This is a genomic window from Pricia antarctica (genome assembly GCF_900101815.1).
GTDB lineage: Bacteria > Bacteroidota > Bacteroidia > Flavobacteriales > Flavobacteriaceae > Pricia > Pricia antarctica.
In genome coordinates, this window is record NZ_FNAO01000001.1 from 153,899 (window position 1) to 177,484 (window position 23,586).

The window sequence follows — 23,586 nt, forward strand, 5'->3', positions numbered from 1 at the left end:
CATTTTAAACCTATCAGGTTTCCGTTTGTCGCCGAAACTTCGACTACTTTGGATGGCTATCGTTGATTACTCGATAGGCCTGACAGGTCTGCCCTTGAGGCTGAACTAAATTCAGTATGAATTGATGAATAAACCCCCTGTTAAACCCGTGCCTCCATAGCCCGATTATGGCTCTCGGTAACAATCTGCCCATCGAACAGATTGACCACCCGGTGGGCAAAATGCGAATCATGGTCGGAATGCGTAACCATTACGATAGTGGTGCCCTCTTGGTTCAATTCGGTGAGCAGGTTCATGACTTCGAGTCCGTTTTTGGAGTCTAGGTTACCTGTGGGCTCATCCGCAAGGATCAGTTTGGGGTTCGTAACGACGGCCCTTGCAATGGCCACACGTTGTTGCTGTCCACCCGATAGTTGATGCGGAAAATGCCTTTCGCGATGTGCGATTTTCATTCGCTCCAACACTTTCATGACCTTTTCGCGGCGGCTGGTCTTGTTTTCTTTGAGGTAAATCAAAGGCAGCTCGACGTTTTCGAAAACGGTCAACTCGTCGATCAGGTTAAAGCTCTGAAAAACGAAACCCAAATTGCCTTTCCGAAGCTGGGTGCGCTGGCTTTCTTTGAGTCCGGCTACTTCATTTCCGGCGAAGTTGTAACTACCCTCGGTGGGGTTGTCGAGCATGCCGATGATGTTCAGCAACGTGGATTTACCGCAACCGGAGGGGCCCATAATCCCGACGAATTCACCGTCCTCAACTTTGAGGTTGACCTTGTTTAGGGCTAGGGTTTCGACCTCTTCTGTACGGAAGCTCTTTTTTAGGTTTTGGATGTGTATCATAGTTTTAATTGTTTAATTCCGTTGATTATTTGTCATTTTCTTAATTTCGGCAGAAAGGTTGTTATTCAGTCGTCATTGCAAGCGAAGCGAAGCAATCTGTTGACTTTTTCTATACATCTTATAAAATATCTGTTGCTTTGACTTCCCGTTCTAGACCTAAAAGGATCGCTCGTGCCTCACTCATACCTTGCAGGTCAACCAGCCGCGGTCATACCTTTAAGTTCTCTATCGAAAGGCATCTCGACCGTGCTTGATATGACATCCTTATGGTTTACTTCAAAACTATTTTCTCCGCCTCCCCGAACGAATCATAATTACTCGTAATCACCTTCTCCCCGGCCTGCAAGCCTTCCAAAACTTCGTAATATCGGGAATTCTGCTTTCCTATTCGGATGTTTCGCTTTAGGGCTTCCTCGCCATCAGGGCCGACGACGAATATCCATTGACCGCCAGTGCTTTGAAAGAAGCTGCCTTTAGGGAGTAATAGGGCATCGCTCGATTCGCCCAATTGCAATTTAATGTTGTAGCTCTGTCCGGTGCGGATGGTCACAGGCCTGTTATCCGTAAAGACGAGATCGACCTTGAACTTGCCGTTGCGCACTTCAGGATATACCTTTCGCAAGCGCAGTGGATACTCTTCCCCGTTACGATCTAGAACAGCGGTCAGGTCACGGACAACCCTGTCGATATAATGTTCATCGATGGTCGCCTCGATTTTGTAATCGGTAAGTACATTGATCTGGCCGATACGTTCGCCCTGTGCGATGCTCTGACCAATCTCGGCATCCAAGAAGCCAAGCTGGCCGTCGGCCGGAGCACGAACGTTCAAGTGGTCTAAACGTTGGTAGACCATACCGAGAGTTTTTTGCATACGGTTCAAGTCGGTTTCCAAGACCGGCAGGGAAGTTTCCCTCAGTTCGTCATCGTTGTCTGTCTGCACTTTTACGATTTCATATTGTTTTTGCGATAGCTCATAATTTTCTTTAGACAGTTGATACGCTTCCTTAGAAATCAGTTCATCTTTATATAAGGCTTGATTTTGTTCAAAATTCCGTTTCAACTTTTGTAATTCCGTACTGGCAGTTGCCAATGCTTTCCGACCTTCCACTTGACGGGAATCAAAGGTCAGTTTAGTGGAACGCAGGTCGTTTTGCTTTAAGGCCAGGCTACTCTCGCTCTGCAGAATCTGTTCATATAAGCTGATATTCTCCAATTTTAGGATGATATCCCCCTTTTTGACCATGGCACCTTCTTCAATGAGCTTTTCCTCGACTCGCCCGCCCTCATAGGCATCCATATAAATGGTAGCGATCGGAGCCACATTGCCGTTGATGGTGATGTAATCGTCGAACTTGCCCTGGGTGACCTCCGCCACCGAAAGTTTGTCCTTTTCCGTGCGGAAAGTCGATACCGAACTGGCAAATATCAGTTGATACCCCGCAAAAAGTATGAGTAGGCCCAAGGCAATGTAGCCGTAGTGTTTTGGGCGGAGTCCTTTTTTCTTTTCTAGTTTTATATCCATTTTTTAAATTTCTTTACTTATTTTTTTTAATTCCTGACGCATTACGAGCGCAGCGAAGTAATCTGTTGAACATTCTGCGAAACTCAACCATCCCAGCGAAACAATCCTTTCAACATTCTGCAAAGCTTCAACAATTTGCCGTGCTTCGCCCGCCAAATCACTCTATGTCAAAAACCGGTAGCCCCCGATAAAAGTCCAATGTACTTTTATTAATCTCCGAACTTAAGCGTACCTGCAAGTTCTCATTTTGGGCACTGGCAAAAAGGTTTTTAGCCTGAAAAAGTTCCAAGGCGTTGATCAGTCCTTTTTCGTATCGTTTTTGGGCGATGGTAAAGGCCAGTTCTTGGGCTTCCATCTTTTGGGTACTTTGTTCGTACTCTACGACCAGTGAATTATAGTCCTGCACCAAAGTCTGAACTGTTTGATAAAGCTGCTGCTTTTGTATATCCAAATTATTCTGGGCCCTTAATCGCGCGATTTTCTGCTGTTTTATTTTTGAACGTCCCGACCACCCGTTGCTGATGGGAACATTTAAGCTTAGGCCTACAAACCGGAACGTATTATCACGAAACTGATCGCTAAAAGGTACCGTCTCGCCCAAACTATCCCTAGTAGTTTCATAAAAACCGGTTCCGTAGCCTCCGAAAAGGGATATGGAAGGGAAAAGCTCGCCCCTGGCCGCCGCCACTTGCTTTTGCGCGGCATCCGCCCGAAGTTCTTGCGCCTTGACGATAGGCATAAAATTTTTGGCTTCAGTGAAAATCGAATCCGACTGTACTTCGGAAATATTGGTATCGTCCTTCACTTCGGCCATTTCGGGCTGTATGGTTATGGATTTGGCATCCTCAAGGTTCATTTCTTGAATTAGTTTTAATTGTGCGGCGACCAGTTGATTTTTGCTTTGGGTCAGGTTCAATTTATCGGTTAGTAACAAGGATTCGGCCTCATAAAGGTCGGCCCCAGCCTTCAGGCCCAGTTCTATCTGTCGCTTCACCAAGTCGTAGTTCGATTGAGAAACTGCCAATTGTTCTTTGGATATGGCTACCAATCCCTCAAAAAATTCGATGTTATAAAAGGCCTGCATCACCCGAAACGCAAGTAAATATTTTTCTTGTAGCGTCTCTTCCTGGGTGGCCTTGTACAAAAATTTCGTCGCCTTGATCGTATTCAGCTTTTGAAAGCCGCGAAACAAATCAACGTTGGCATTCAAGTTGTAATTATTGGAGAAAAAATCGGTAGTAATAATGCTGTTGTCATTGGGGTCGATCGAACGCCCGAAACGAATGTTATATTCGGAATAGGCATTGACGCTTGGCAATAGGTCCCTGACGGACTGCCGATACGATTCCCGATCAGATTGGGTCGTATATTTGAAATCGTTCAACTGAAGATTGTGTTCCAAGGCATAGGCCACGCATTCGTCCAAGGTCCATTTTTCTTGGGCCTGGACCCGCATCGATAGTGCGATTATAAAAAGTATTGCTATTTTAAAAGTTGGATTCATAGTTTATAGGTATGCCAAAAAAGAAGCGATTCGCGTGCCAAAAATACAAATCATTGATTTTAAGTATTTTACGTTTAGTTTTATATATGGGATGGCATTGAAGTGTAAAATAAATGTACACTTGTTGTCAAATATGTTGACAGATTTGGATGTGGAACGATTTTGATATTGTAGTTTTAGAACGTCATTGCGAGCGTAGCGCAGCAATCTGCTGAGCCTAAAACGCTGGAGGCTCAACATATGGCCACGTCGCTAAAGCGCTCCTCGCAATGACGGCTGTTAATAAACTTTAATTGATGCTGGATGCAAAATTATTAGTAATCGACGACAACAAAAGTGTGTTGAGCGCTTTGGAGATTCTCTTGCAGTTCGAATACCAGACGGTCAAGACGATTTCAAATCCGAATCAGATATCCTCTTTTCCCGATTTGGATACCTACGATATCGTGATGCTGGACATGAATTTTTCCGCGGGGGTGAACACCGGAAATGAAGGGATTTTTTGGCTTCGGGAAATCCGTAAAAAAGCGCCCCAAATCTCGGTGATTATGATGACCGCCTACGGTGCCATAGACTTGGCCGTAAAAGCCCTGAAAGAAGGTGCAGCGGATTTTGTGCTTAAACCTTGGAACAACGACAAACTGCTGGCCACAGTGAAATCGGCCTACGAACTACGCAAATCACAAAAGGAAGTTTCCCTGCTCAAAGCCCAAGAGAGCAATCTTAAACAGGTCATCAACCAGAGCAACAACCACATCATCGGGAGTTCGGAAGCACTAAAAGAGGTTTTAAAACTCACCGCCAAGGTGGCGAAAACGGAGGTCAATGTGCTGGTAACGGGCGAAAACGGCACTGGAAAAGAGCTTATCGCCCGTGAACTCCATAAACTATCCGGGCGAAGCAACGAGGTGTTTATTTCCGTGGATATGGGTTCCATCTCCGAAAATCTGTTCGAAAGCGAACTTTTCGGCCACACCAAAGGTTCGTTTACGGACGCAAAGGAAGACCGCGCCGGTAAATTTGAAGCGGCGAACGGAGGTACCTTGTTCTTGGATGAAATCGGGAACCTTTCTCTTCAAGCCCAAGCCAAATTGTTATCGGCCATACAGAACAAAACCATCGTTCGCGTTGGATCGAACAAACCGATTCCCGTAAACATCCGTTTGGTTTGCGCCACCAACGAAAATCTGGATAAAATGGTGAAGGACGGACTTTTTAGGGAAGATTTGCTCTACCGCATCAACACCATCCGCATTGAAGTGCCTCCGCTTCGTGAACGAGAAGACGATATTCTGGTGTTGGCGGATTTCTACCTTAAAAAATTCGCCGCAAAATATGCCAAACCAGGCTTACGCATCAACCAACCGGCACAAGAAAGACTGATGGCCTATGCCTGGCCTGGAAACATCCGCGAACTTTTGCATACCTTGGAGCGAGCCGTAATACTATCCGAAGGTAACCTACTACAGCCAGAGGATTTTCTTTTAAATGCAAAATCGACAACTTCCGCAACAAACGGTCCGGAAACCTTGGAAGAAATGGAACTGTTGATGATAACTAAAGCCTTGGATCAAAATGAGGGGAATTATAGTGCGGCAGCCGAGCAACTGGGGATTTCGAGGCAGACACTTTATAATAAGCTTAAAAAGAAAAAGTAAGCCCTTGGAGATGAATTGGACTATCTTAGGCTGTTTGCGAGAAGGATAAATGAATCTTTGGTAAGCATGATGAGATAAAACAAAAAGAAGAATAAAGTCATAAGCCATAAATCCAGATGAAATTCAAATATATCTATTTAGCAATATCAGTTTTAGGAATTTGTTATACGTGGTATTACAATATTCAATGGTTTCAAACAGTAGAAAATCCCACATTTACAAATTTTTTGAATGATGCACAGGCTAATTTTGCGGGCAAATCTCTTGGAGCGGATCTATCAGTGGTCGTAATAACTTTCTTTGTATTTATGATTTCAGAAAGCCTAAGACTTAAAATCAAATTTTGGTGGCTTTTAATTCCCCTGACGTTTCTAATTGCAATTGCATTTACGTTTCCGTTGTTTTTATATATGCGGGAAAACCGATTGGAAAAGATACAGAACGAAGCTGCTAATACTATAGTTTAAACCGAATAATGGTAAGCAGACACATTTATTGGCAACTCATATTCCGGATACTCCTTATCTCCGCTGCTGCCATGGGATCTGGCTTCCTCTTTTTTGACGAGCAATATGTTTTATCCGTGCTTGTATTTGGTTTTTTAGTGCTACAAACCGTTTTTCTGATTCGTTATGTCAACCAGACCAACCGGAAAATCGCGTACTTCTTCGATGCCATCAAAAACGAGGATTTTACCCTGCGGTTTCCTGAAAAACTAAGCGTAAAATCCTTGGAAGAACTGAACCACAGCCTGAACATGTTGAATGCGATGATTCAGGACATCCACCTTAAAAAGCAGGCGCAAGAGCAGTATTATCAAGAAATCTTGAAACAGGCCGATATCGGTATCCTAACCATCAATCCGAAGGGACATATTCTTTACGCCAACCCCACGGTCGAGAAACTGTTGAATTACCGACCACTAAACCACATCAAACAACTGAACCAAGTCGACGAAAAACTGTACGGGTTGTTTGAAAACCTAGAACCCTTTGAAAGCAAAACTTTTCAGTTGACCAACGAACGGGAGAAGATACAATTGGCGTTGAAATCCACCTCCATCAACCTGGAAAAAGAATCGTTGTTACTGGTGGTCGTTCAGGATATCCGAAGGGAACTCGACGAAAAAGAAACAGATTCGTATGTAAAATTGATCCGTGTACTGACCCATGAAATCATGAATACAATTACCCCGATCACTTCGATTTCGGAATCCATTTTAAAATATTTCAAGAAGGATGGGCAGTTGTTGACCCCCGATGAATTTGCCGAACACCATATGAAAAGCACAATCAAAGGCTTGGAAGTCATCAAGGGGCAAGGTAACGATCTGATGGGATTTGTACAGTCATACCGTACGTTTCTTAGTGTACCGGAGCCGGAAAAGGCGCTCATTGCTGCCCAAAACCTGCTCGAAAAAATTAAGCTTTTGATGGGCGGGGATAGCGATTGGGAACAAATCGACATTGAAGTCATTGTCGACCCCGGGGATCTGGAGCTTTTTATCGACGAAAAACAGATTACACAGGTACTTTTAAACCTCGGGAAAAACGCCCAGCAGTCCTTAAGACATCAAGAAAATAGTGCTGCTCCGGATAAAGCATCCTCGGACGAATCAGAAAAAAAGGGGCAAATCAAGTTTTTGGCAGGTATCGACCCTAAGGGGAAGAAAATCGTAAAGGTCTGGGACAACGGTCCTGGAATTCCCCAAGAACATCTAGATGAAATTTTCGTGCCTTTCTTCACTACCAAAAATACCGGAACGGGTATCGGCCTTAGCCTTTCGAAACAAATCATGCGATTGCACGGGGGGAGTATTGAAGCCGCCTCAAAAGAGAATACGGTTTTTACGTTGACCTTTGATTGAGCGTTTGACCTCGCTGGACAACCAACAAAGGAGAACCACAGAAATCTAGACACCAAGCTCCCTAAACGGATCCCAAAAATAGTTATCGAAATCCACGATTTGGTTATCGACCACTTTGATACCCTCGTTTTCCAAAAGCTGCTGCATCAGGTTGGTTCCATCAAAATGATGCTTTCCGGTAAGCAATCCTATTTTATTCACAACGCGATGTGCCGGTACTTCAGGCATACTCCCAGCCCCGTTCATGGCCCATCCGACCATTCTGGCACTACGGGCGGCACCGAGATATTTGGCAATGGCACCATACGAGGTAACCCTACCCTCGGGAATCTGCCGGGCCACTTCGTAGACTTTTTGGAAGAAATTTTTGTTATCGGGATTCATGTAAAAAATTCAATAAATTATCCGAATCAATGTAATCACTAACAAAACCACCATCAATCCACTTAAAATATAATTGGAGTTCTTTGAAAAACGATTGGTCTTATGTTCTAGTTTGTTAAAATAAATGGTATACATGTACAGCACCGAAAAAGTGCCCAGACCGGCGGCCAAAATAAAAATGGCGATATCCCAGACCTTAAACTGTATCCACCCAGAGGCGTTCCACATAATATTGAGACCGCTGTAATAGGGAATGGTCAATAGGTTGACAGCCGCTAAGCCTATACCCTTTAAAAAACTGTTCTTCTTACTGATTTTCACCAACTCGGGATTGGAAACTTTATTCCGTTTAGCGGCCCAAAAAAAATACACGGCGAAAAAAGCAAAAACGACCGTGGCGACTTTCAACAGCACGGCGATCACATGAGGGTTATTATCCAAAAATCTGGAAATATAGACCGCAATGGTCGCCTGCAACATAATCATGGTAGACACCCCGATGCTAAAAATGATACCGTTCGTTTTCCCTTTCTCTACACTTACCTTTGCTGCGTTCATATTAAGCAGCCCAGGTGGCACCGTGGCCATAAACGCTGCCGAGAACGTGGCGAAGAAAAGGATGAAAAGATGGTGCATTTCGTAGTCGTGCGTTATATTCTAAATATGAAATCTAAAATTAGGTTTAAGTCAAAAAAAAAACTGGGCCGCTAGTATAAAAAGCTATATTTTAAACTGAATATACGTAATCGGCTTTCCTTTATCAAGGTACTGCTTTTCGTAAAAAGTCTGTAGCCCAATAACTTCTTTCGGACTTCCCTCATTTTTGTAGATGTCGTGATTGGCGTAAACGATTTCCAATCCCAGACCGTGCAATAATCCTAGCGTATAGCCATGCATGAATTCACTATCCGTTTTTAAATGCATCAAACCCTTTGGACGCAGAATCTTCTTATACTTCCCTAAAAAATCTCGATTCGTCATGCGGTGTTTGGTACGCTTGTATTTAATCTGGGGGTCGGGAAAGGTGATCCATATTTCGGATACCTCGTTTTCGGCGAAAAGTGCGTCTATCATTTCGATTTGGGTACGAAGAAAGGCTACGTTTTCAAGCTTTTCTTCTAAAGCAGTCTTGGCGCCGCGCCACAAACGGGCCCCTTTTATGTCTATGCCGATGAAGTTTTTATCGGGATGGAGTTGGGCGAGGCCTACGGTATACTCGCCCTTACCACAGCCGAGTTCGAGCACTATGGGGTGGTCGTTGCCAAAATGGGACGCCCAGTTTCCTTTGTAGGAAAATCCGCTCTTGACCGCATCCCTATCGGGTTGGATAACGTTTTTAAACTGTTCGTTTTCCTTGAACCTTTTGAGCTTGTTTTTGCTTCCCATTACTTTATATTACGATTTCTATCTTGAAATTTACAGAGCGGAAAATTTTAGCCATACTCCATAAAATAGGCTTGACACACGCCAATCGCTAAGCGCATAAATATTGGGCATATAGCACAGGTCGATCAGCGAAGTGCTAACAACCAGTAAAATTAATGAAAACTTACGTGAAGAAATAACTATGGGTTCACCTTGACCTTACTCTTCTCCAAAGTAAACGAAAACTCGGACCCTACCTCTATTTCACTCTCGACATAAATCTTTTCTTCGTGGGCCTCGATGATGTGTTTTACGATGGCAAGCCCTAGACCTGACCCTCCTTCTTTACGGCTTCCGCTTTGGTCGACCCTGTAGAAACGTTCGAAAAGACGGGGTATATAACGTTTCGGAATGCCTTCGCCGTTGTCGGTGATCCTGACAATCACCTTGTTTTTGATCAGGTTTTCGACACTAACTTCCGTTGTACCGTCGCGCCGACCATATTTCAAGGAGTTGACCAGCAAGTTCGTAATGACGCGCTGTATCTTCTCCTTATCGGCATACACGTGGATCGGCCGGGAATAGTCCATATCAAAAGTGAGTACGATGTTCTTTTTTTCCGCTTTCATTTCCAACAGGTCGAAGACACTTTGGATCAACTCTACGATGTCGAAATTTTCTTTTTCCAAATGGAGTTCGCCGACTTCCAGCTTTGTGATCAGGTCAAGGTCCTTTATTATATATATGAGCCTATCCACCCCTTTACTGGCGCGTTGCAGGTATTTTTTGCGCACATTCTTATCGTTCATCGCACCATCCAACAAGGTTTCGATATAGCCTTGAACGGTAAATAGTGGGGTCTTGAGTTCGTGCGAGACATTCCCCAAAAAATCCTTCCTATATTCTTCGCGCACCTTTAGGGTATCGATTTCAACCTTCTTGTCTTTGGCGAACTTTTCGAGTTCTTCGGTCAGCGTGCGCATATCGGTCGTAATCGGGTCGGAAGTTAAGGTCGAAGATTCCAAAAGGGCAAAATCGTCATAGATCTGTTTTATCTTCCGGTAAATAAATTTTTCTATGCGTACCTGAAGAATGAAAAAGGATATTAAAAAAAGTAGTACTGTGGATAGCACAACGATCAAAAGATCGAAAGTGTCGAAAAAGAAGAGTAGCGTGCCCAAGACCAAGGCGAAAACCGACGCTATAAAAAGGGAGGACCGCAGGGCGAACCGATAGGATCGTTTTAGCTTGATGGCCATTACAACACGAACTTATATCCTACCCCTTTGACCGTCTTGAAATGGGCTGACCCGATTTTTTCGCGCAGCTTGCGAATATGAACGTCTATGGTGCGACCACCTACGACCACTTCACTGCCCCAAACGCGATCTAAAATGGTTTCGCGTTTGAACACCTTATTGGGCTTAGAGGTCAAAAGGGCCAATAGTTCGAATTCCTTTCTCGGCAAGATGAGCTCTTTGCCACGGTTTACGATTTTATATTCCTCTCGATTGATGACAATATCGCCGACCTTGGTAATATCGTCTTGCGTTCCGTCATCTTCCTTGAGCCTTCTAAGCAGGGCCTTTACTTTACTTACCAGAACCTTTGGCCTGATCGGTTTGTTAATGTAGTCATCTGCCCCTGCGTCAAGACCGGCCACTTGGGAATAGTCTTCGCCCCGCGCCGTCAGAAAAGTGATGATGGTATTTTCGAGTCCCTTGATCTTGCGTATTTTCTCGCAGGCCTCCATACCATCCATTTCCGGCATCATTACATCGAGAATGATCAAGTGCGGCTCCTTTTTTTTGGCCATGGCGACCCCTTCTATCCCATTTTTTGCCGTGAAGACCTGATAGCCTTCCGAGGTTAGGTTATAACCCACGATCTCAAGAATGTCGGGTTCGTCATCTACTAAAAGTATCTTGATGTCTTTCTTTTTCATGGGATGTTGCTATAGGTTAACCCGTCGAAGATAAAGATAATACCGCTATCGAAGACCGACTTAACATTGATTTAATGTCGTAACGTTTAGCTAACGGTATTGCAATATAGGTTTAATGTGGGGGTAACGTGGGTTTTACGGCGGTACTCTTTATTTGCAGTGTTCAATAACAGCGTTAAACTCAAACGATAATTATGAAATTAAAAACGAAAACAATGAAAAAATTAGTGTTTGCAATTATGGTTTTAATGGCAGTTGTAATTTCATCCTGTAAGAAAGACGACCCGGTTGTAATCGAACCATTGGCCACTTGTGCCGATGGAGTAATGAACCAAGGCGAGACCGCTATCGATTGTGGCGGGCCAAACTGTCAACCTTGTACCCCGCCCCCGACTACGGGTGCAACTTGCGACGATGGCATTAAGAACGGAGATGAAACCGATGTAGATTTCGGGGGTTCTTGCAGCGAAACTATTACCGTTTCCGGCGAAATTACCGGCGATACCACTTGGATGGCCAAAAACATTTACCTTTTGGCAGGTAAGGTAGTTGTGGGCAAGGGAGTGACACTCACCATTGAACCAGGTACTATTATAAAGGGGAAACCAGGTTCGGGTTCCCTGGCCTCTGCCCTTATCGTACAAAGGGATTCCAAGATTATGGCCGAAGGAACCGCCGAAAAACCCATCGTATTTACTGCCGAATCCGATAACATCGGCGTTGGCCAGACCATGGGCACGAACCTTGACCAAAACAACAGGGGTCTTTGGGGTGGTGTTATTGTATTGGGAAGGGCTTCGGCTTCGCTAAAGGGCGATGTTACCGAAATACAGATAGAGGGTATTCCCGCTACGGATACCTTTGGACTATATGGTCCTGGCGAAGCGCTGAACGACGCTGACGATTCGGGTACATTAAAATATGTTTCCATTCGCCACGGCGGGGCCTTGATCGGGGAAGGGAACGAAATTAACGGACTAACCTTGGGCGCCGTAGGTTCGGGTACAACTATCGATAACATAGAAGTAGTTGCGAACGTTGACGACGGCATCGAGTTTTTTGGTGGTACCGTAAACGCTACTAACCTTTTTATCTGGGCACAGGCCGACGACGGGCTTGATATCGACCAAGCATATTCTGGTACCATTGACAACGGAGTGGTCGTAGATGGCGACGAGTCAGATAATGGTCTTGAGATTGATGGTCCGGAAGGATCTCTCACCGGTTCGTTCACGGTAAAGAACATAACACTTTTTGGTAATGCGATCGCCCCCGGTGGAAAATACGCCGATTACAGAAGTAATGCCATGGGCACTACCGAAAATGTTTATGCTATTGGTTTCCCTGCCGATAAAAAAGCACAATTGAGCAGCAATCAGGTAGCGCAAAACTTAATGGACGGGTTATTGGTGTTCACAGATTGGCAAATCGTTGGCTTTGATGGTTCCATTTTTGCGGAAGCCCCTTCAGTGCCAGATGGCGAAAGTCCCATTATAGTAAATCCAGATCTGTTAACAAGGGCCAATACATGGACCAAAATGGTAACGGAAGGCAGCCAAACAGTAGGTGCGGACCTATCGGTTTTCGCTTGGACCTACGCGAATACCAAGGCCGGACTCGGACTTTAACCTAGGCAAAGTATTAAATATAAATATATTGCCATTGCCCGCCAGACTTCTTTGGCGGGCATTTGGTTTATTAAGACGCAATACCCTTAAATATGAAGATCAAATTAATACTATCAGTTTTTATTTTTTCATTCGTTCATTTGGCTTTTGCCCAAAAAGGAGAGCTAACGGGTAAATTAATAGATTCCGATTTTCAAGATCCGATTGCCTTTGCCAATGTTTTGGTCAAAGGCACGACAACAGGTACCACTTCAGATTTTGATGGTAAATATTCCCTAAATCTGGATGCAGGCACTTACACCCTATCATATTCCTATTTGGGCTACAAAACTGTAGAGATTACCGAAGTTCTGGTCAAGGACGGGGCAGTAACAACGGTAGATGTTACGATGGAACCATTGGCAGAAAATTTGGACGAAGTCGTGGTTACCGTGAGCGTTAAAAAGAATACGGAAACCGCCGTACTTGGAATCCAGAAGAAAGCCGTAAACCTTTTGGACGGGCTATCGGCGGAGGCGTTCAAAAAATCGGGGTCAAGCGATGTGGCCAGTGCCATTAAAAGTGTTCCTGGCGTATCGGTGCAAGGCGGCAAATATGTATATGTAAGGGGCTTGGGCGACCGTTACACCAAGTCTATTCTCAACGGGGTCGATATTCCGGGTTTGGACCCTGATAGAAATACCATTCAGTTGGACATATTTCCCACCAATATCATCGATAATGTGCTGGTGCTAAAATCGGCATCGGCCGACCTGCCAGCAGACTTTACGGGCGGCATGGTAAATATTGTTACCAAAGACTATCCTACCCAAAAGGAATACAGCCTTTCTGTAAGTGGTACATATAATCCCGACATGCATTTTAATGATAACTATCTGGACTATAAAGGAAGCGGTACCGATTTTTTGGCATTTGACGATGGAACGCGCGATGTGCCGATCAACAAAAATCAAGATGTACCCAATACCTTTGATTTCGACCCTAGGCTTACTACCATTACTAAACGGTTCAACCCGGAGCTCTCGGCCATTCGTGATAAAAGCTTGATGGATTATAGTTTTGGCTTTACCGCCGGTAACCAATATAACGTAGGAGAGGGCGAAAATAGATTGGGCTTTTTAGGATCTTTTTCCTATAAGAACAGCACCGATTTTTATCAAAGCGCAGAAAATAACTTTTATAGGCGCGATTCCGACAAATCGGTTTACGAACTGGCGGTTGACAGAACACAGAAAGGTGATCTTGGCAGTAACAATGTTCTGTTAAGCGGGCTTTTGGGCACCTCTTTTAAAACGGCAAAATCGAAGTACAAACTGAACCTCCTACATCTACAGAATGGGCAGTCCTCGGCTGGACTTTTTGATCAAATTCTAAATTTTGCCGATTTTATCGAATATAAGAAAGATAACCTTGAATACACCCAAAGGTCTATTTCCAATGCACTGCTGAACGCCATACATACCAATGACGATGCCTCGTGGACTACGGAATGGTCATTATCGCCAACCTTATCAAAAATACAGGACAAAGATATTCGGACCACTGCCTTCAGAACAGACAACGGCGTATATTCCATACAACAAAACAATCAGCCCAAACGGATTTGGAGGGACTTGGAAGAAGTAGATGCCGTTGGCAAACTGGATTTTACCAGAAAATACCAATTGGCAAAAAAGGATGCCAAATTACAGTTCGGAGCCTATGGCTCCTATAAAAAACGTGATTTCAGTATTTTTAACTTTGAGATTCAAAGCAATAAGAATACAACGGTATATGAAGGGATTGCCGATAACATTCTAAATGAGGAAAATTTATGGACGGTTGCCAACAATTCCGGCTCATTTATCGATCCCGATGTTTCAATAGCGGAACCTGCAAACACCTATGGGGCTACTCAACAGAACTTGGCGGCTTATGCGAGCAACGAATTCAAAATAGGAAACAAGTTAAGGACTATATTAGGTCTACGTATGGAGAAATTCACCTCCAAATATACCGGTGAAGACAATAAAGACATCGACGACCCTCAAAAAGTGATTTTTGACAATCAGACCCTAATCGATAAGTTCGACTTTTTTCCGACCGCCAACCTTATCTATGAAATGACCGATGAAATTAATTTGAGGGGCTCTTATTCGAGGACCACGGCAAGACCTTCTTTTAAAGAAGCTTCCATCGCTAAAATTTTCGACCCCTTATCAAGTTTTACTTTTATAGGGAACATTGATTTGGAGCCGACCTATGTCAATAACTTCGATTTTAGGATCGAATGGTTCGGCAAAAGTTCCGAGATGATTGCATTGAGCAGTTTTTACAAAAAATTTCAAGATCCCATAGAACTAACCTATTTTGAAGCCTCTTCGGACAATTTTACCCCACGAAATCTAGGCGATGCGAACGTAGTTGGATTGGAGTTCGAACTGCGCAAAAACCTTAGGTTTTTGGCGACCGCCCTGAAAAATCTGAGTATCAACATAAACACTTCGATTATAAAGTCAACACAGGTTTATAGCGAGAGCGAGCTCAATTTAAGGCAGTTGGGACTGCGCAATGGGGAAACTTTGGGAAATGATAGGGAACTTCAAGGTCAGTCGCCATTCCTAATAAATGCCGGCCTCAATTATCAAGGGCAAGAAAACAGACTTCAAATGGGACTTTTTTATAACGTACAGGGCAAAACCCTTCAGGTGGTGGGCAACGGTTTTGTTCCTGACGTATACACAATGCCCTATAATAACCTAAATTTTAATTTGACAAAATCGTTCGGTGAAAATCAGAACCAGAATATAATTTTAAAAGTCGGTAATATTTTGAAAGATGATGTAGAGAGTCAGTACGAATCTTTTAGAGCGCAGAAACAGATTTTTTCCATAAGAAGCCCGGGAACCGATTTTTCATTAGGGTATAGCATCAAATTTTAGTTAAAATTATTGTTATTGCTACTACCGATTAACTTTCGAAAGGTTATAGCCATTCCCTATCTTAATCTACACATAACCTTAACTTTACGTTTCGGTAGTTTCTTTGCAGTGAAAACGGAATGATTTAGATGAAAAAGCTTTTGTTGATTGCCTTTCTTGCCAATACTGCCTTTATTGCTGCCCAAAATGGGGGCGCAATTTTGGGTAAGATTACCGATTTGGGGCAAAATGGGGAGCCAATGTTGATGGCCAATGTTGCGGTAAAAAACACCAATATTGCCAGACACACGAATTTTAACGGTAATTTTGAGATTACAGGTATTGATTCTGGCTCTTATGTGCTTATGCTAAGTTTTGCGGGATATGATACCGTCGAAATCCCCGTAATTGTGTCTACCAACCATACGATAAAAATTGAGCAAGGCCTTTCGCCAAAGAGTATAAGCTTGGATGCGGAGTTGCTGAGCGAGATCAGAACCAAAAATGGCGAGGAACTAAATGCGAATGCGGAAAAATAGTTTAATTTATGAGTTGAAAGGTATTTCATAAACTTGCAAAAAAACTTCCGCCCTAGGGCGGAAGTTTTTTAATATTTGATAGCAATCAATTTTTGATGACAATTCCCGAACTGTTCTTGGTATTTGCCACACTGGCAATATCATTATTGTCGAACACGACTTCCCGCAATGTTTTATCATTGTCCCAAAACAGCCATTTTCCTGTTTTTAGTCCGTTCTCATAAGATCCTACCGATGTTTTTTGTCCCGTTTCGTTAAAACTGGTCCAATTACCCTCCAATTTGCCCGCCAAATTGAAGGTTCCCATTTGGCTTACCTGCCCATTCTCATAGAAATAGGTCGCCTCTATCAAATTGGTTACCTTGTTTAACTTTAAATTCTTTTCCTTTTGGGAATATCCAAAGGTAGTAGTCAGAACTAGGGCTAGAAGTACGGTAATAATTTTCATAATCAACACTTTATGTTTAAAGATACTGCAATTTACATTAAAAACATCTTTGATTTACATTAAATTTACATTGAGAATGTTTTGAACCGTATTCTGCTATTCCGGAGTTAAACTTAAAACCATGAAATAATACGTTGCCACATACGTGAATTTGGCATTTAAAACATATTTCAACCGAATTTCCATACCATTTACACAAACGTCGTAACGTACTGCAATCAAAATTATTATATTTGTGGTATGTTTTTTGAATAAAACAGCTTATGAAGCACCTCTACCTTGTTATTGCTTTATTATGTATCTGCTATAGCTATGGGCAAAACGCCCCGGCCAATGGCGATATCGACGGGTTTAAGCTTTACCCGAATCCCGTTACGGACGGTAGGGTCTTTATAAGCACTACCGAGAATTCCCCAAAACAAATTTCTATTTACGATGTGTTGGGCACCCAAGTGCTCGAAACCAGTATTTCCGGTAACGAACTGTTGATTTCCGAACTCGATGCTGGTGTTTATGTGCTGCGGGTATTCCAGAACAATAAAATGGCTACCAGAAAGCTTATCGTAAAATAGTTTTAGCTACGTTTGACTGCCAACAATCGTTCAATAATAGTTTTCAAATTTTAGGCCGTTCTACTGTTTATCTCCGATTTCCACATCCGATAATGTGCAGATAACTCCGTTGAAGATACCCCCGAATTCTTTTCACCTACAATTTATCGGGTTTCACAACATTTTCACAGTGTGCGTAAAACCTTTCGTTATTTTTACGTACTGAACTCGCAATGAGTCCCTTGATTCCCAAATCAACACCTATGAAAATACTCTACTTTGCACTTTTCATGTTCCTCACGGTTGCGCTTTCCGCTCAAACATCCCTTGATTTTCAAAACGGGACTACCAAAGAAATTTCGGAGGTCAAACTCTATCCGAACCCCGCATTCGAAGGGGTAGTCCATCTTCTCACTAAAGCCAATGCCGATAAACGCATTACTGTTTACGATGTTTTCGGCGAAGTGGTACTAACCGATAAAATTACAGGGAAAACTCTGGATATTTCGCGTCTCGTACCCGGCGTATACGTACTACAGCTCGATGAAGGCCAGAACACGGTGACACGAAAATTGGTAGTGAAATAGTTTGAAAATTGTCGCTTTTTTTTGGTTATCGGCTCCATTGACTTCTAATTTTTAAATAATGACCTGATTTTTAGGCATAAAAAAAAGCACCCTTCACTGAAAGGTGCTTTTATAGGTTACTGAAAATCGTTCCTACATTATCTCGACCACTTCCAGTTCAAAAGTCAAATCTTTACCGGCCAATGGATGATTGCCATCGACAACGATACTATCTTCCTTGACATCCTTTACTACTAGATTGATATCCTGACCATTCTGGGTTTTAGATACTAATCCCATGCCAACCTCGGGCTTGATATCCTCGGGCAACTGACTTTTGGGCACTTCTTGTACCAACTCTTCGCGAGTATCTCCATAAGCATCCTCCTTAGATATGTTTATCGTTTTCTTTTCCTTGACCTTCATATCGATAAGTCCCTTTTCGAAACCCGGGATCAATTCGCCTTGGCCTATCGTAACTTTGATGGGTTCGCCACGCTCAATAGAACTGTCGAATACCTGACCGTCTTCCAACTTTCCAGTGTAATGTACTTTTACGGTGTCGTCTTTTTTTACTTGACTCATACTTTGCTTTTTGTCGAAGCCCTAATGGCCTCATTTTACAGTAAGGCTTGCTTCATCCGCAAACCAGTTACGCAATGTAAAAGGTCTACGGGGCATAGCCAAATGACAGGGTAGTTTAAGCCCTAATTTAATAAAGATTAACATCCATCAAGTCTAAAGGTTAAAAGGATTAACAGAATTGACCGAGGTTTCAAGGGCAGTTGGTTTTTTTCGATAACGGATATCGTTACTTTTACGTTGTTTTTAGAGGATATGCAAACCGATAGTATTTTTGACATCAGCACGACGACGGATTTCGAAAAAATGGCCCTGGCAATTTTTAGGATGCAATATGCCGAAAATCCTATTTATCGTGAATTTTGTGGGTATTTGGATGCAACCACTGCCAATGTTCTTCAACTGACCGACATCCCTTTTTTACCCATCGGCTTTTTTAAAACCATGGAAATTATATCCGAAGAAAAGAAAAGTGAAATTATTTTCACTAGTAGCGGTACCACGGGAAGTATAACCAGCAAGCATCTGGTAAGTGATATTGGGGTGTATGAAAAGAGCTTTCAAAAAGCTTTTGCCCATTTTTACGGAAATATCGAGGAGTACTGCGTGTTGGCCCTGCTCCCCTCATATCTTGAGCGGGAAGGCTCTTCGCTGATTTACATGGTCGACCATCTGATCCGTAAAAGCGGACATAAAAAAAGCGGATTTTATCTGGATGACCTGGAAGGATTAGAAAACCAGCTGACGCAACTCGAGGCAGCGGGCACAAAAACACTCTTGATCGGTGTATCTTTCGCTTTATTGGATATGGTAGAAAAGCATCCGATAAAACTGCAAAATACCGTCATCATGGAAACCGGCGGAATGAAAGGCCGAAGAAAGGAGTTGATTCGGGAAGAACTGCACCAAATCTTAAAATCCGGGTTCGGGGTTTCCTACATCCACTCGGAATACGGTATGACCGAGTTGTTATCCCAGGCCTACTCCAAAGGAAACGGAAACTTCGAAACCCCACCTTGGATGAAAATTATGGTCCGAGATACCGAAGACCCTATGAGCTATCAGCCCGTGGGAAAGACTGGCGGAATGAATATTATCGACTTAGCCAACATCAATTCCTGTGCCTTTGTAGCCACACAAGATTTGGGAAAACTGCATAAGGACGGTACTTTTGAGATACTCGGCCGTTTCGATAATTCAGATGTAAGAGGGTGCAATTTGATGGTGCTATAAATCATCCCAGCCTTTAAAAGCAACAATTCCTGGAAAAAAGCTTCGTACCTTTGCTTCCTCCAAAAAAAGAGTACCGAATGAAGCCCATCAACTTAAAGGAAAAGCACGCTGCCTTCAACAAACGATGGCATCCACACCAGATTGCCGTCGTAGACGATATGCAAGTACTTCTGGCCAAAATTCAGGGGGAGTTCGTATGGCACGCCCACGAAAATGAAGACGAACTTTTTCAGGTATTGAAGGGTACCCTGTACATGCAGTTCCGTGACCGCACCGAAATAGTTAACGAGGGCGAGATTATTGTCGTACCCAAAGGGGTCGAACATTGTCCGTCGACCAAAAACGGCGAAGAAGTCCAGCTTTTGTTATTTGAAAAATTGACTACGGCGCATACCGGCAATTTGGCCCATGAGCTGACACAAACCCAATACCCGAAGATCTAGTATTCATGAAAATATTACACGTAGACCGAAACCATCCGTTAATCATCGAACAATTTGCCGAACTCGGCTTTCAGAACGATGTCGATTACACTTCTTCGAAGCAGGAGATAGAAGAAAAGATCAGTGCATACGATGGCCTGATTATCCGAAGCCGATTTAGTATCGATAGCGAGTTTTTGAATAAAGCGGATAATCTAAAATTTATAGGACGCTTGGGAGCAGGTCTCGAAAATATCGACGTCAGACATGCCGAAGCGAACGGCATCTTCTTGGCCGCGGCCCCAGAAGGTAATCGAAATGCGGTGGGCGAACATGCGGTGGGTATGTTGTTAACGCTTTTTAACAAGCTCAACAAGGCCGATCGGGAAGTACGTTCCGGAAAGTGGGACCGCGAGGGCAATCGTGGGGTAGAACTGGAAGGGAAAACCGTAGGCATCATCGGCTACGGAAACATGGGCAAGGCGTTTGCCAAAAAATTGCGAGGCTTTGATGTCGACCAAGTTATCTGTTACGATATCAAAGGGGGCGTCGGAGACGAAAATGCACGACAGGTGGGAATTATGGAACTTCAGAACCGCACCGATGTTTTGAGTCTTCATATTCCGCAGACGGATAGTACAATTGATATGATAAATTCGGAATTCATTAGTAAGTTCCAAAATCCGTTATGGCTCTTGAATACGGCTCGCGGTAAATGTGTCGTGACCGAGGATTTGGTTGCTGCCCTAAAATCGGGCAAGATTTTAGGCGCAGGATTAGATGTGTTGGAATATGAAAAATCATCTTTCGAAAATATGTTCGCCGACCGCAAGCTCCCGGAAGCTTTTGAATATCTGATCAAAGCGGAAAATGTCATTCTCTCCCCGCATGTGGCCGGTTGGACCTTAGAAAGCCTTGAAAAGCTGGCGCAGACCATTGTTGATAAAATTAAGGCGGAGTTCTGTTGACATTTATTAAGTTTTCCATCTACATACTTCGTTCTCAATTGTACATTCAAAAATAAATTCTCAATCGGCATCGTTCAGATAACTTAATATTTGCTACATTTAGTGGTACAACCTAAAAACTGTTTACATGTCAGACGAGGATAAAAAATTCGGTGAAGGCTCGGAAGGGTCTTTCGACAAAGACCACAAGAAATCAAGCGAGTTTGGCGAAAAAGCCCAATCGGAATTCGAAAAGGCCAAAGAATCTACGAAGCAATTCAGCGAGGACACCAAAAAGGTCGCCAACGGATTCGGGGAAGGCGCCAAAAAAACGGCGAATGAATTTAGTGAGGGGGCCAAAGAGGCGTTTGCAGGGGGAAGTAAGGAGAATAAAAAGATACTGGCTGGTATTTTAGCCATTGTACTCGGGTCGCTAGGCATCCATAAATTTATCTTGGGATATCAAAAAGAAGGTATCATCTTATTGGTCGCCACGGTTATCGGTTATGTATTAATGTGTGTTGGAATTGGTTTTTTCTTTGTTATGGCAACTGGTTTGGTCGGTCTTATCGAAGGCATCATTTATCTAACCAAAACGGACGAAGAATTCTATAACACCTATCAAGTAGGGAAAAAGCCTTGGTTTTAATGCACTCAAGAAAAAGCCAAGATACTTCAATTCTTGGTTTTTTTGAATAATGGGTTCGGCGCGGACCTTTAGGGTAATAGATTACTTTTGGGGAAGTGAACTCATCGCGAAGTCTTAAAATGTTATAATTACCTTGACTCTGATATTATTGCTTATCACCATTTTGCTGCCCCTCTACAAACTTCCTTTCCAATTCAGCCTGAAACTCCTCCATCACGGGCTTAACTGTGCTTTCGGGAAGATCTGCAATTTTTATATACATGAGCCCGTCGACGGCATTGTTAAAAAGTGGATCGACATTAAATGCGACCACTTTTGCGTTCTGCTTGATGTATTTTTTAATTAACACAGGTAACCGCAGATTGCCCGGTTCGACCTCGTCTATCATACGATCGAACTTGTTCAGATCGGCCTGGGTCTCATCGAAAACGAATTCCTTGTCCGCATCCTTCAATTTTACCTTGAACTCCTTTTTCGGGCGTACATACTGAGCGACATAAGGATCCCAATAATGGCTTTTCATAAACTCGATCATTAGTGATTTCGAGAAATTCGAGAATTGGTTGCTGATACTTACCCCCCCGATAAGATATTTATGCTCCGGATGCCGCAGCGTAGTATGCACAATTCCTTTCCATAACAAAAACAGGGGCATGGGTTTCAGCTGGTATTCCTTCATAATATAGGCCCTTCCCATTTCGATAGATTGCCGCATCATACCAAAAAGCTCGGGCTCAAAACGAAAAAGATCTTGCAGGTAAAAACCATCGATTCCGTATTTGGTAAAAATCTCGGAACCCAGTCCCATACGATACGCACCGGCAATGACCTTGGCCTCGTTGTCCCACAGAAACATATGGTGATAATAGGCATCGAACTTGTCGATATCGATGGAATTATTGGTACCCTCACCGATTTCCCGAAAAGTAATTTCGCGTTGCCGTCCAATTTCTTGCAGCGCGAAAGGTATTTCGCTGGCAGGGGCCAAAAACACTTCATAATTTTTACTCTGTACCATACGTCGGTCTTTCTCGACCAATTTCGTAATTTCCCCCTCTATCAATTCCGTACGGATTGCCTTGGCTATTTTACGGGGCTGTTTGGGAAGTTTTAAGGTTGTGGGCAGATGATTGATCATTCGCTCCTTTTCATAGGCATTGGCAAGAATATAGGTCTTTCGCCGCAGTAGTTCGCCTAACTCTTCGATTCCCGGTTGCTCATTTTGAGTATCTACGGAGATAGGCTGTCCGATACGGACCTTTATGGGTCGGAATTTTTGGGAATAGACCTCGGATGGTAATTTTGCCGTTCGGAAGGTATCGTTTATTTTGGCAAGTCGATAAAACAATTGGCTGTTTCTAGCGTGAAAATAAATCGGCACTACAGGTACTTCAGCTTTACGTATTAACTTGATGGCGGCCTCTTCCCAAGCTTTGTCTACGATTATTTTGCCTTCTTTACGGGTAGATACCTCACCCGCGGGGAAAATACCGAAAGGATGTCCCTCCCTCAAATGAAGCATCGCATTCTTAAAGCCTGCCAAACTGCTTTTGGCGTCTTTTCGATTTTCGAAAGGATTTACGGGAAAAATATACGGTTTCATCGGTTCGAAACGCTGTAACAGAAAATTGGTCATTACCTTGTAATCGGAACGATGGCGTAACATTATTTTCATGAGTACAATACCGTCGATACCACCAAGAGGATGGTTGCTGACGGTGATATACGGCCCTTCTTTAGGTAGTCTTTTAAGGTCTTCAGCTGGAATCTCGTAATCGATTTCGTAATGTTCAAGAGTGGCGTCAATAAAGGCCGGGCCGTCAAGATGGCGGACCGTATCGTACCAGTTATTAAGATTCGATAATTTAGTGGCCTTTAATAAGATCCAGGCAAAGAAAGTACCCAATACACCGAACTTATCGAGGTTGGTGACCTTGGCCACTTCTTTTGCGGTCACTAAACCCATAGTTATTTACCCATTAGATGATTGCGAAGATAGCAAAATCACCACAGGCGAAACCCGTTTTAACATTTTGCCGT

23 protein-coding genes are annotated in these 23,586 nt (G+C 43.3%); 12 read left to right on the top strand and 11 right to left on the bottom strand.

Going from position 1 to position 23,586, the window contains the following annotated elements; translation table 11 throughout:
• Window positions 1-140: 140 nt before the first annotated feature.
• From BLT07_RS00620 to BLT07_RS00630, 3 genes are all read right to left on the bottom strand, one after another.
• Window positions 141-836 carry an ABC transporter ATP-binding protein gene (locus tag BLT07_RS00620; RefSeq protein ID WP_091864707.1) on the bottom strand — a complete coding sequence of 232 codons (696 nt, stop codon included), beginning with the start codon at window positions 834-836 and terminating at the stop codon, window positions 141-143.
• Between the two features lie 271 nt (window positions 837-1,107).
• Window positions 1,108-2,358 carry an efflux RND transporter periplasmic adaptor subunit gene (locus BLT07_RS00625; RefSeq protein ID WP_091864708.1) on the bottom strand — a complete coding sequence of 417 codons (1,251 nt, stop codon included), beginning with the start codon at window positions 2,356-2,358 and terminating at the stop codon, window positions 1,108-1,110.
• Between the two features lie 157 nt (window positions 2,359-2,515).
• Entirely contained in the window at window positions 2,516-3,862 is a 1,347-nt protein-coding gene (locus tag BLT07_RS00630; RefSeq protein ID WP_091864710.1) for a TolC family protein, read from the bottom strand.
• 296 nt (window positions 3,863-4,158) lie between these two features.
• On the opposite strand from BLT07_RS00630, the gene BLT07_RS00635 reads away from it, so the two are divergent.
• The 3 genes from BLT07_RS00635 to BLT07_RS00645 all read left to right on the top strand — a co-directional run bounded on the left by BLT07_RS00635 (window position 4,159) and on the right by BLT07_RS00645 (window position 7,387).
• Entirely contained in the window at window positions 4,159-5,520 is a 1,362-nt protein-coding gene (locus BLT07_RS00635) for a sigma-54-dependent transcriptional regulator (protein ID WP_091864712.1), read from the top strand.
• A 116-nt stretch (window positions 5,521-5,636) separates the two neighbouring features.
• Window positions 5,637-5,987 (top strand): DUF2834 domain-containing protein, encoded by a 351-nt coding sequence (locus tag BLT07_RS00640; protein WP_091864714.1) that lies wholly within the window; start codon window positions 5,637-5,639, stop codon window positions 5,985-5,987.
• Between the two features lie 8 nt (window positions 5,988-5,995).
• The gene (locus tag BLT07_RS00645; protein WP_091864715.1) at window positions 5,996-7,387 is read left to right on the top strand and encodes a sensor histidine kinase; all 1,392 of its coding nucleotides are present in this window, start codon (window positions 5,996-5,998) and stop codon (window positions 7,385-7,387) included.
• A 45-nt stretch (window positions 7,388-7,432) separates the two neighbouring features.
• Here BLT07_RS00645 and BLT07_RS00650 read toward each other — a convergent pair whose 3' ends face one another.
• The 5 genes from BLT07_RS00650 to BLT07_RS00670 all read right to left on the bottom strand — a co-directional run bounded on the left by BLT07_RS00650 (window position 7,433) and on the right by BLT07_RS00670 (window position 11,081).
• Window positions 7,433-7,771 carry an MGMT family protein gene (locus BLT07_RS00650; protein WP_091864717.1) on the bottom strand — a complete coding sequence of 113 codons (339 nt, stop codon included), beginning with the start codon at window positions 7,769-7,771 and terminating at the stop codon, window positions 7,433-7,435.
• 9 nt (window positions 7,772-7,780) lie between these two features.
• Complete coding sequence (locus tag BLT07_RS00655) at window positions 7,781-8,407, bottom strand: LysE family transporter (RefSeq protein ID WP_091864718.1); 627 nt, start codon at window positions 8,405-8,407, stop codon at window positions 7,781-7,783.
• 84 nt (window positions 8,408-8,491) lie between these two features.
• The gene (trmB, locus tag BLT07_RS00660; protein ID WP_091864720.1) at window positions 8,492-9,157 is read right to left on the bottom strand and encodes a tRNA (guanosine(46)-N7)-methyltransferase TrmB; all 666 of its coding nucleotides are present in this window, start codon (window positions 9,155-9,157) and stop codon (window positions 8,492-8,494) included.
• A gap of 179 nt (window positions 9,158-9,336) precedes the next feature.
• Window positions 9,337-10,395 carry a sensor histidine kinase gene (locus BLT07_RS00665; protein ID WP_091864722.1) on the bottom strand — a complete coding sequence of 353 codons (1,059 nt, stop codon included), beginning with the start codon at window positions 10,393-10,395 and terminating at the stop codon, window positions 9,337-9,339.
• A complete protein-coding gene (locus BLT07_RS00670; protein ID WP_091864724.1) occupies window positions 10,395-11,081 on the bottom strand; it encodes a response regulator transcription factor in 687 nt (228 codons plus the stop codon). The genes BLT07_RS00665 and BLT07_RS00670 overlap by 1 nt, the downstream gene beginning before the upstream one ends.
• A 215-nt stretch (window positions 11,082-11,296) precedes the next feature.
• On the opposite strand from BLT07_RS00670, the gene BLT07_RS00675 reads away from it, so the two are divergent.
• The 3 genes from BLT07_RS00675 to BLT07_RS00685 all read left to right on the top strand — a co-directional run bounded on the left by BLT07_RS00675 (window position 11,297) and on the right by BLT07_RS00685 (window position 16,148).
• Window positions 11,297-12,709: a hypothetical protein gene (locus BLT07_RS00675; protein WP_091865553.1), complete on the top strand. Its 1,413-nt coding sequence runs from the start codon at window positions 11,297-11,299 to the stop codon at window positions 12,707-12,709.
• A 92-nt stretch (window positions 12,710-12,801) separates the two neighbouring features.
• Window positions 12,802-15,630: a TonB-dependent receptor gene (locus tag BLT07_RS00680; protein WP_091864727.1), complete on the top strand. Its 2,829-nt coding sequence runs from the start codon at window positions 12,802-12,804 to the stop codon at window positions 15,628-15,630.
• 128 nt (window positions 15,631-15,758) lie between these two features.
• Window positions 15,759-16,148, top strand: a complete 390-nt coding sequence (locus BLT07_RS00685; RefSeq protein WP_091864728.1) for a carboxypeptidase-like regulatory domain-containing protein — start codon at window positions 15,759-15,761, stop codon at window positions 16,146-16,148.
• Between the two features lie 85 nt (window positions 16,149-16,233).
• On the opposite strand, the gene BLT07_RS00690 is transcribed toward BLT07_RS00685, so the two are convergent.
• Complete coding sequence (locus tag BLT07_RS00690; protein ID WP_091864730.1) at window positions 16,234-16,596, bottom strand: toxin-antitoxin system YwqK family antitoxin; 363 nt, start codon at window positions 16,594-16,596, stop codon at window positions 16,234-16,236.
• Between the two features lie 263 nt (window positions 16,597-16,859).
• Between BLT07_RS00690 and BLT07_RS00695 the strand changes: the two genes are divergently transcribed.
• Window positions 16,860-17,168, top strand: coding sequence for a T9SS type A sorting domain-containing protein (locus tag BLT07_RS00695; RefSeq protein ID WP_091864732.1), 309 nt, complete (start codon window positions 16,860-16,862; stop codon window positions 17,166-17,168).
• A 242-nt stretch (window positions 17,169-17,410) separates the two neighbouring features.
• On the top strand, window positions 17,411-17,734 hold the full coding sequence (locus BLT07_RS00700) for a T9SS type A sorting domain-containing protein (protein ID WP_091864734.1): 324 nt from the start codon (window positions 17,411-17,413) through the stop codon (window positions 17,732-17,734).
• 132 nt (window positions 17,735-17,866) lie between these two features.
• Here the strand turns inward: BLT07_RS00700 and BLT07_RS00705 are convergent, their stop codons facing one another.
• Entirely contained in the window at window positions 17,867-18,298 is a 432-nt protein-coding gene (locus tag BLT07_RS00705) for an FKBP-type peptidyl-prolyl cis-trans isomerase (RefSeq protein ID WP_091864735.1), read from the bottom strand.
• Window positions 18,299-18,550: 252 nt separating this feature from the next.
• Between BLT07_RS00705 and BLT07_RS00710 the strand changes: the two genes are divergently transcribed.
• From BLT07_RS00710 to BLT07_RS00725, 4 genes are all read left to right on the top strand, one after another.
• Entirely contained in the window at window positions 18,551-19,528 is a 978-nt protein-coding gene (locus tag BLT07_RS00710) for a LuxE/PaaK family acyltransferase (RefSeq protein WP_091864737.1), read from the top strand.
• A gap of 77 nt (window positions 19,529-19,605) precedes the next feature.
• Window positions 19,606-19,971: a cupin domain-containing protein gene (locus BLT07_RS00715; RefSeq protein WP_091864738.1), complete on the top strand. Its 366-nt coding sequence runs from the start codon at window positions 19,606-19,608 to the stop codon at window positions 19,969-19,971.
• A gap of 5 nt (window positions 19,972-19,976) precedes the next feature.
• Window positions 19,977-20,918 (top strand): 2-hydroxyacid dehydrogenase, encoded by a 942-nt coding sequence (locus BLT07_RS00720; RefSeq protein WP_091864740.1) that lies wholly within the window; start codon window positions 19,977-19,979, stop codon window positions 20,916-20,918.
• Window positions 20,919-21,045: 127 nt separating this feature from the next.
• Window positions 21,046-21,546, top strand: a complete 501-nt coding sequence (locus BLT07_RS00725) for a TM2 domain-containing protein (RefSeq protein WP_091864742.1) — start codon at window positions 21,046-21,048, stop codon at window positions 21,544-21,546.
• Between the two features lie 145 nt (window positions 21,547-21,691).
• Here the strand turns inward: BLT07_RS00725 and BLT07_RS00730 are convergent, their stop codons facing one another.
• Window positions 21,692-23,512, bottom strand: coding sequence for a GNAT family N-acyltransferase (locus BLT07_RS00730; protein WP_091864744.1), 1,821 nt, complete (start codon window positions 23,510-23,512; stop codon window positions 21,692-21,694).
• Window positions 23,513-23,586 lie beyond the last annotated feature (74 nt).

Coding starts and splice junctions, on each gene's coding strand:
- BLT07_RS00620 (WP_091864707.1), bottom strand. CDS start 836: ATGATACACATCCAAAACCTAAAAAAGAGCTTCCGTACAGAAGAGGTC.
- BLT07_RS00625 (WP_091864708.1), bottom strand. CDS start 2,358: ATGGATATAAAACTAGAAAAGAAAAAAGGACTCCGCCCAAAACACTAC.
- BLT07_RS00630 (WP_091864710.1), bottom strand. CDS start 3,862: ATGAATCCAACTTTTAAAATAGCAATACTTTTTATAATCGCACTATCG.
- BLT07_RS00635 (WP_091864712.1), top strand. CDS start 4,159: ATGCTGGATGCAAAATTATTAGTAATCGACGACAACAAAAGTGTGTTG.
- BLT07_RS00640 (WP_091864714.1), top strand. CDS start 5,637: ATGAAATTCAAATATATCTATTTAGCAATATCAGTTTTAGGAATTTGT.
- BLT07_RS00645 (WP_091864715.1), top strand. CDS start 5,996: ATGGTAAGCAGACACATTTATTGGCAACTCATATTCCGGATACTCCTT.
- BLT07_RS00650 (WP_091864717.1), bottom strand. CDS start 7,771: ATGAATCCCGATAACAAAAATTTCTTCCAAAAAGTCTACGAAGTGGCC.
- BLT07_RS00655 (WP_091864718.1), bottom strand. CDS start 8,407: ATGCACCATCTTTTCATCCTTTTCTTCGCCACGTTCTCGGCAGCGTTT.
- trmB (WP_091864720.1), bottom strand. CDS start 9,157: ATGGGAAGCAAAAACAAGCTCAAAAGGTTCAAGGAAAACGAACAGTTT.
- BLT07_RS00665 (WP_091864722.1), bottom strand. CDS start 10,395: ATGGCCATCAAGCTAAAACGATCCTATCGGTTCGCCCTGCGGTCCTCC.
- BLT07_RS00670 (WP_091864724.1), bottom strand. CDS start 11,081: ATGAAAAAGAAAGACATCAAGATACTTTTAGTAGATGACGAACCCGAC.
- BLT07_RS00675 (WP_091865553.1), top strand. CDS start 11,297: ATGAAAAAATTAGTGTTTGCAATTATGGTTTTAATGGCAGTTGTAATT.
- BLT07_RS00680 (WP_091864727.1), top strand. CDS start 12,802: ATGAAGATCAAATTAATACTATCAGTTTTTATTTTTTCATTCGTTCAT.
- BLT07_RS00685 (WP_091864728.1), top strand. CDS start 15,759: ATGAAAAAGCTTTTGTTGATTGCCTTTCTTGCCAATACTGCCTTTATT.
- BLT07_RS00690 (WP_091864730.1), bottom strand. CDS start 16,596: ATGAAAATTATTACCGTACTTCTAGCCCTAGTTCTGACTACTACCTTT.
- BLT07_RS00695 (WP_091864732.1), top strand. CDS start 16,860: ATGAAGCACCTCTACCTTGTTATTGCTTTATTATGTATCTGCTATAGC.
- BLT07_RS00700 (WP_091864734.1), top strand. CDS start 17,411: ATGAAAATACTCTACTTTGCACTTTTCATGTTCCTCACGGTTGCGCTT.
- BLT07_RS00705 (WP_091864735.1), bottom strand. CDS start 18,298: ATGAGTCAAGTAAAAAAAGACGACACCGTAAAAGTACATTACACTGGA.
- BLT07_RS00710 (WP_091864737.1), top strand. CDS start 18,551: ATGCAAACCGATAGTATTTTTGACATCAGCACGACGACGGATTTCGAA.
- BLT07_RS00715 (WP_091864738.1), top strand. CDS start 19,606: ATGAAGCCCATCAACTTAAAGGAAAAGCACGCTGCCTTCAACAAACGA.
- BLT07_RS00720 (WP_091864740.1), top strand. CDS start 19,977: ATGAAAATATTACACGTAGACCGAAACCATCCGTTAATCATCGAACAA.
- BLT07_RS00725 (WP_091864742.1), top strand. CDS start 21,046: ATGTCAGACGAGGATAAAAAATTCGGTGAAGGCTCGGAAGGGTCTTTC.
- BLT07_RS00730 (WP_091864744.1), bottom strand. CDS start 23,512: ATGGGTTTAGTGACCGCAAAAGAAGTGGCCAAGGTCACCAACCTCGAT.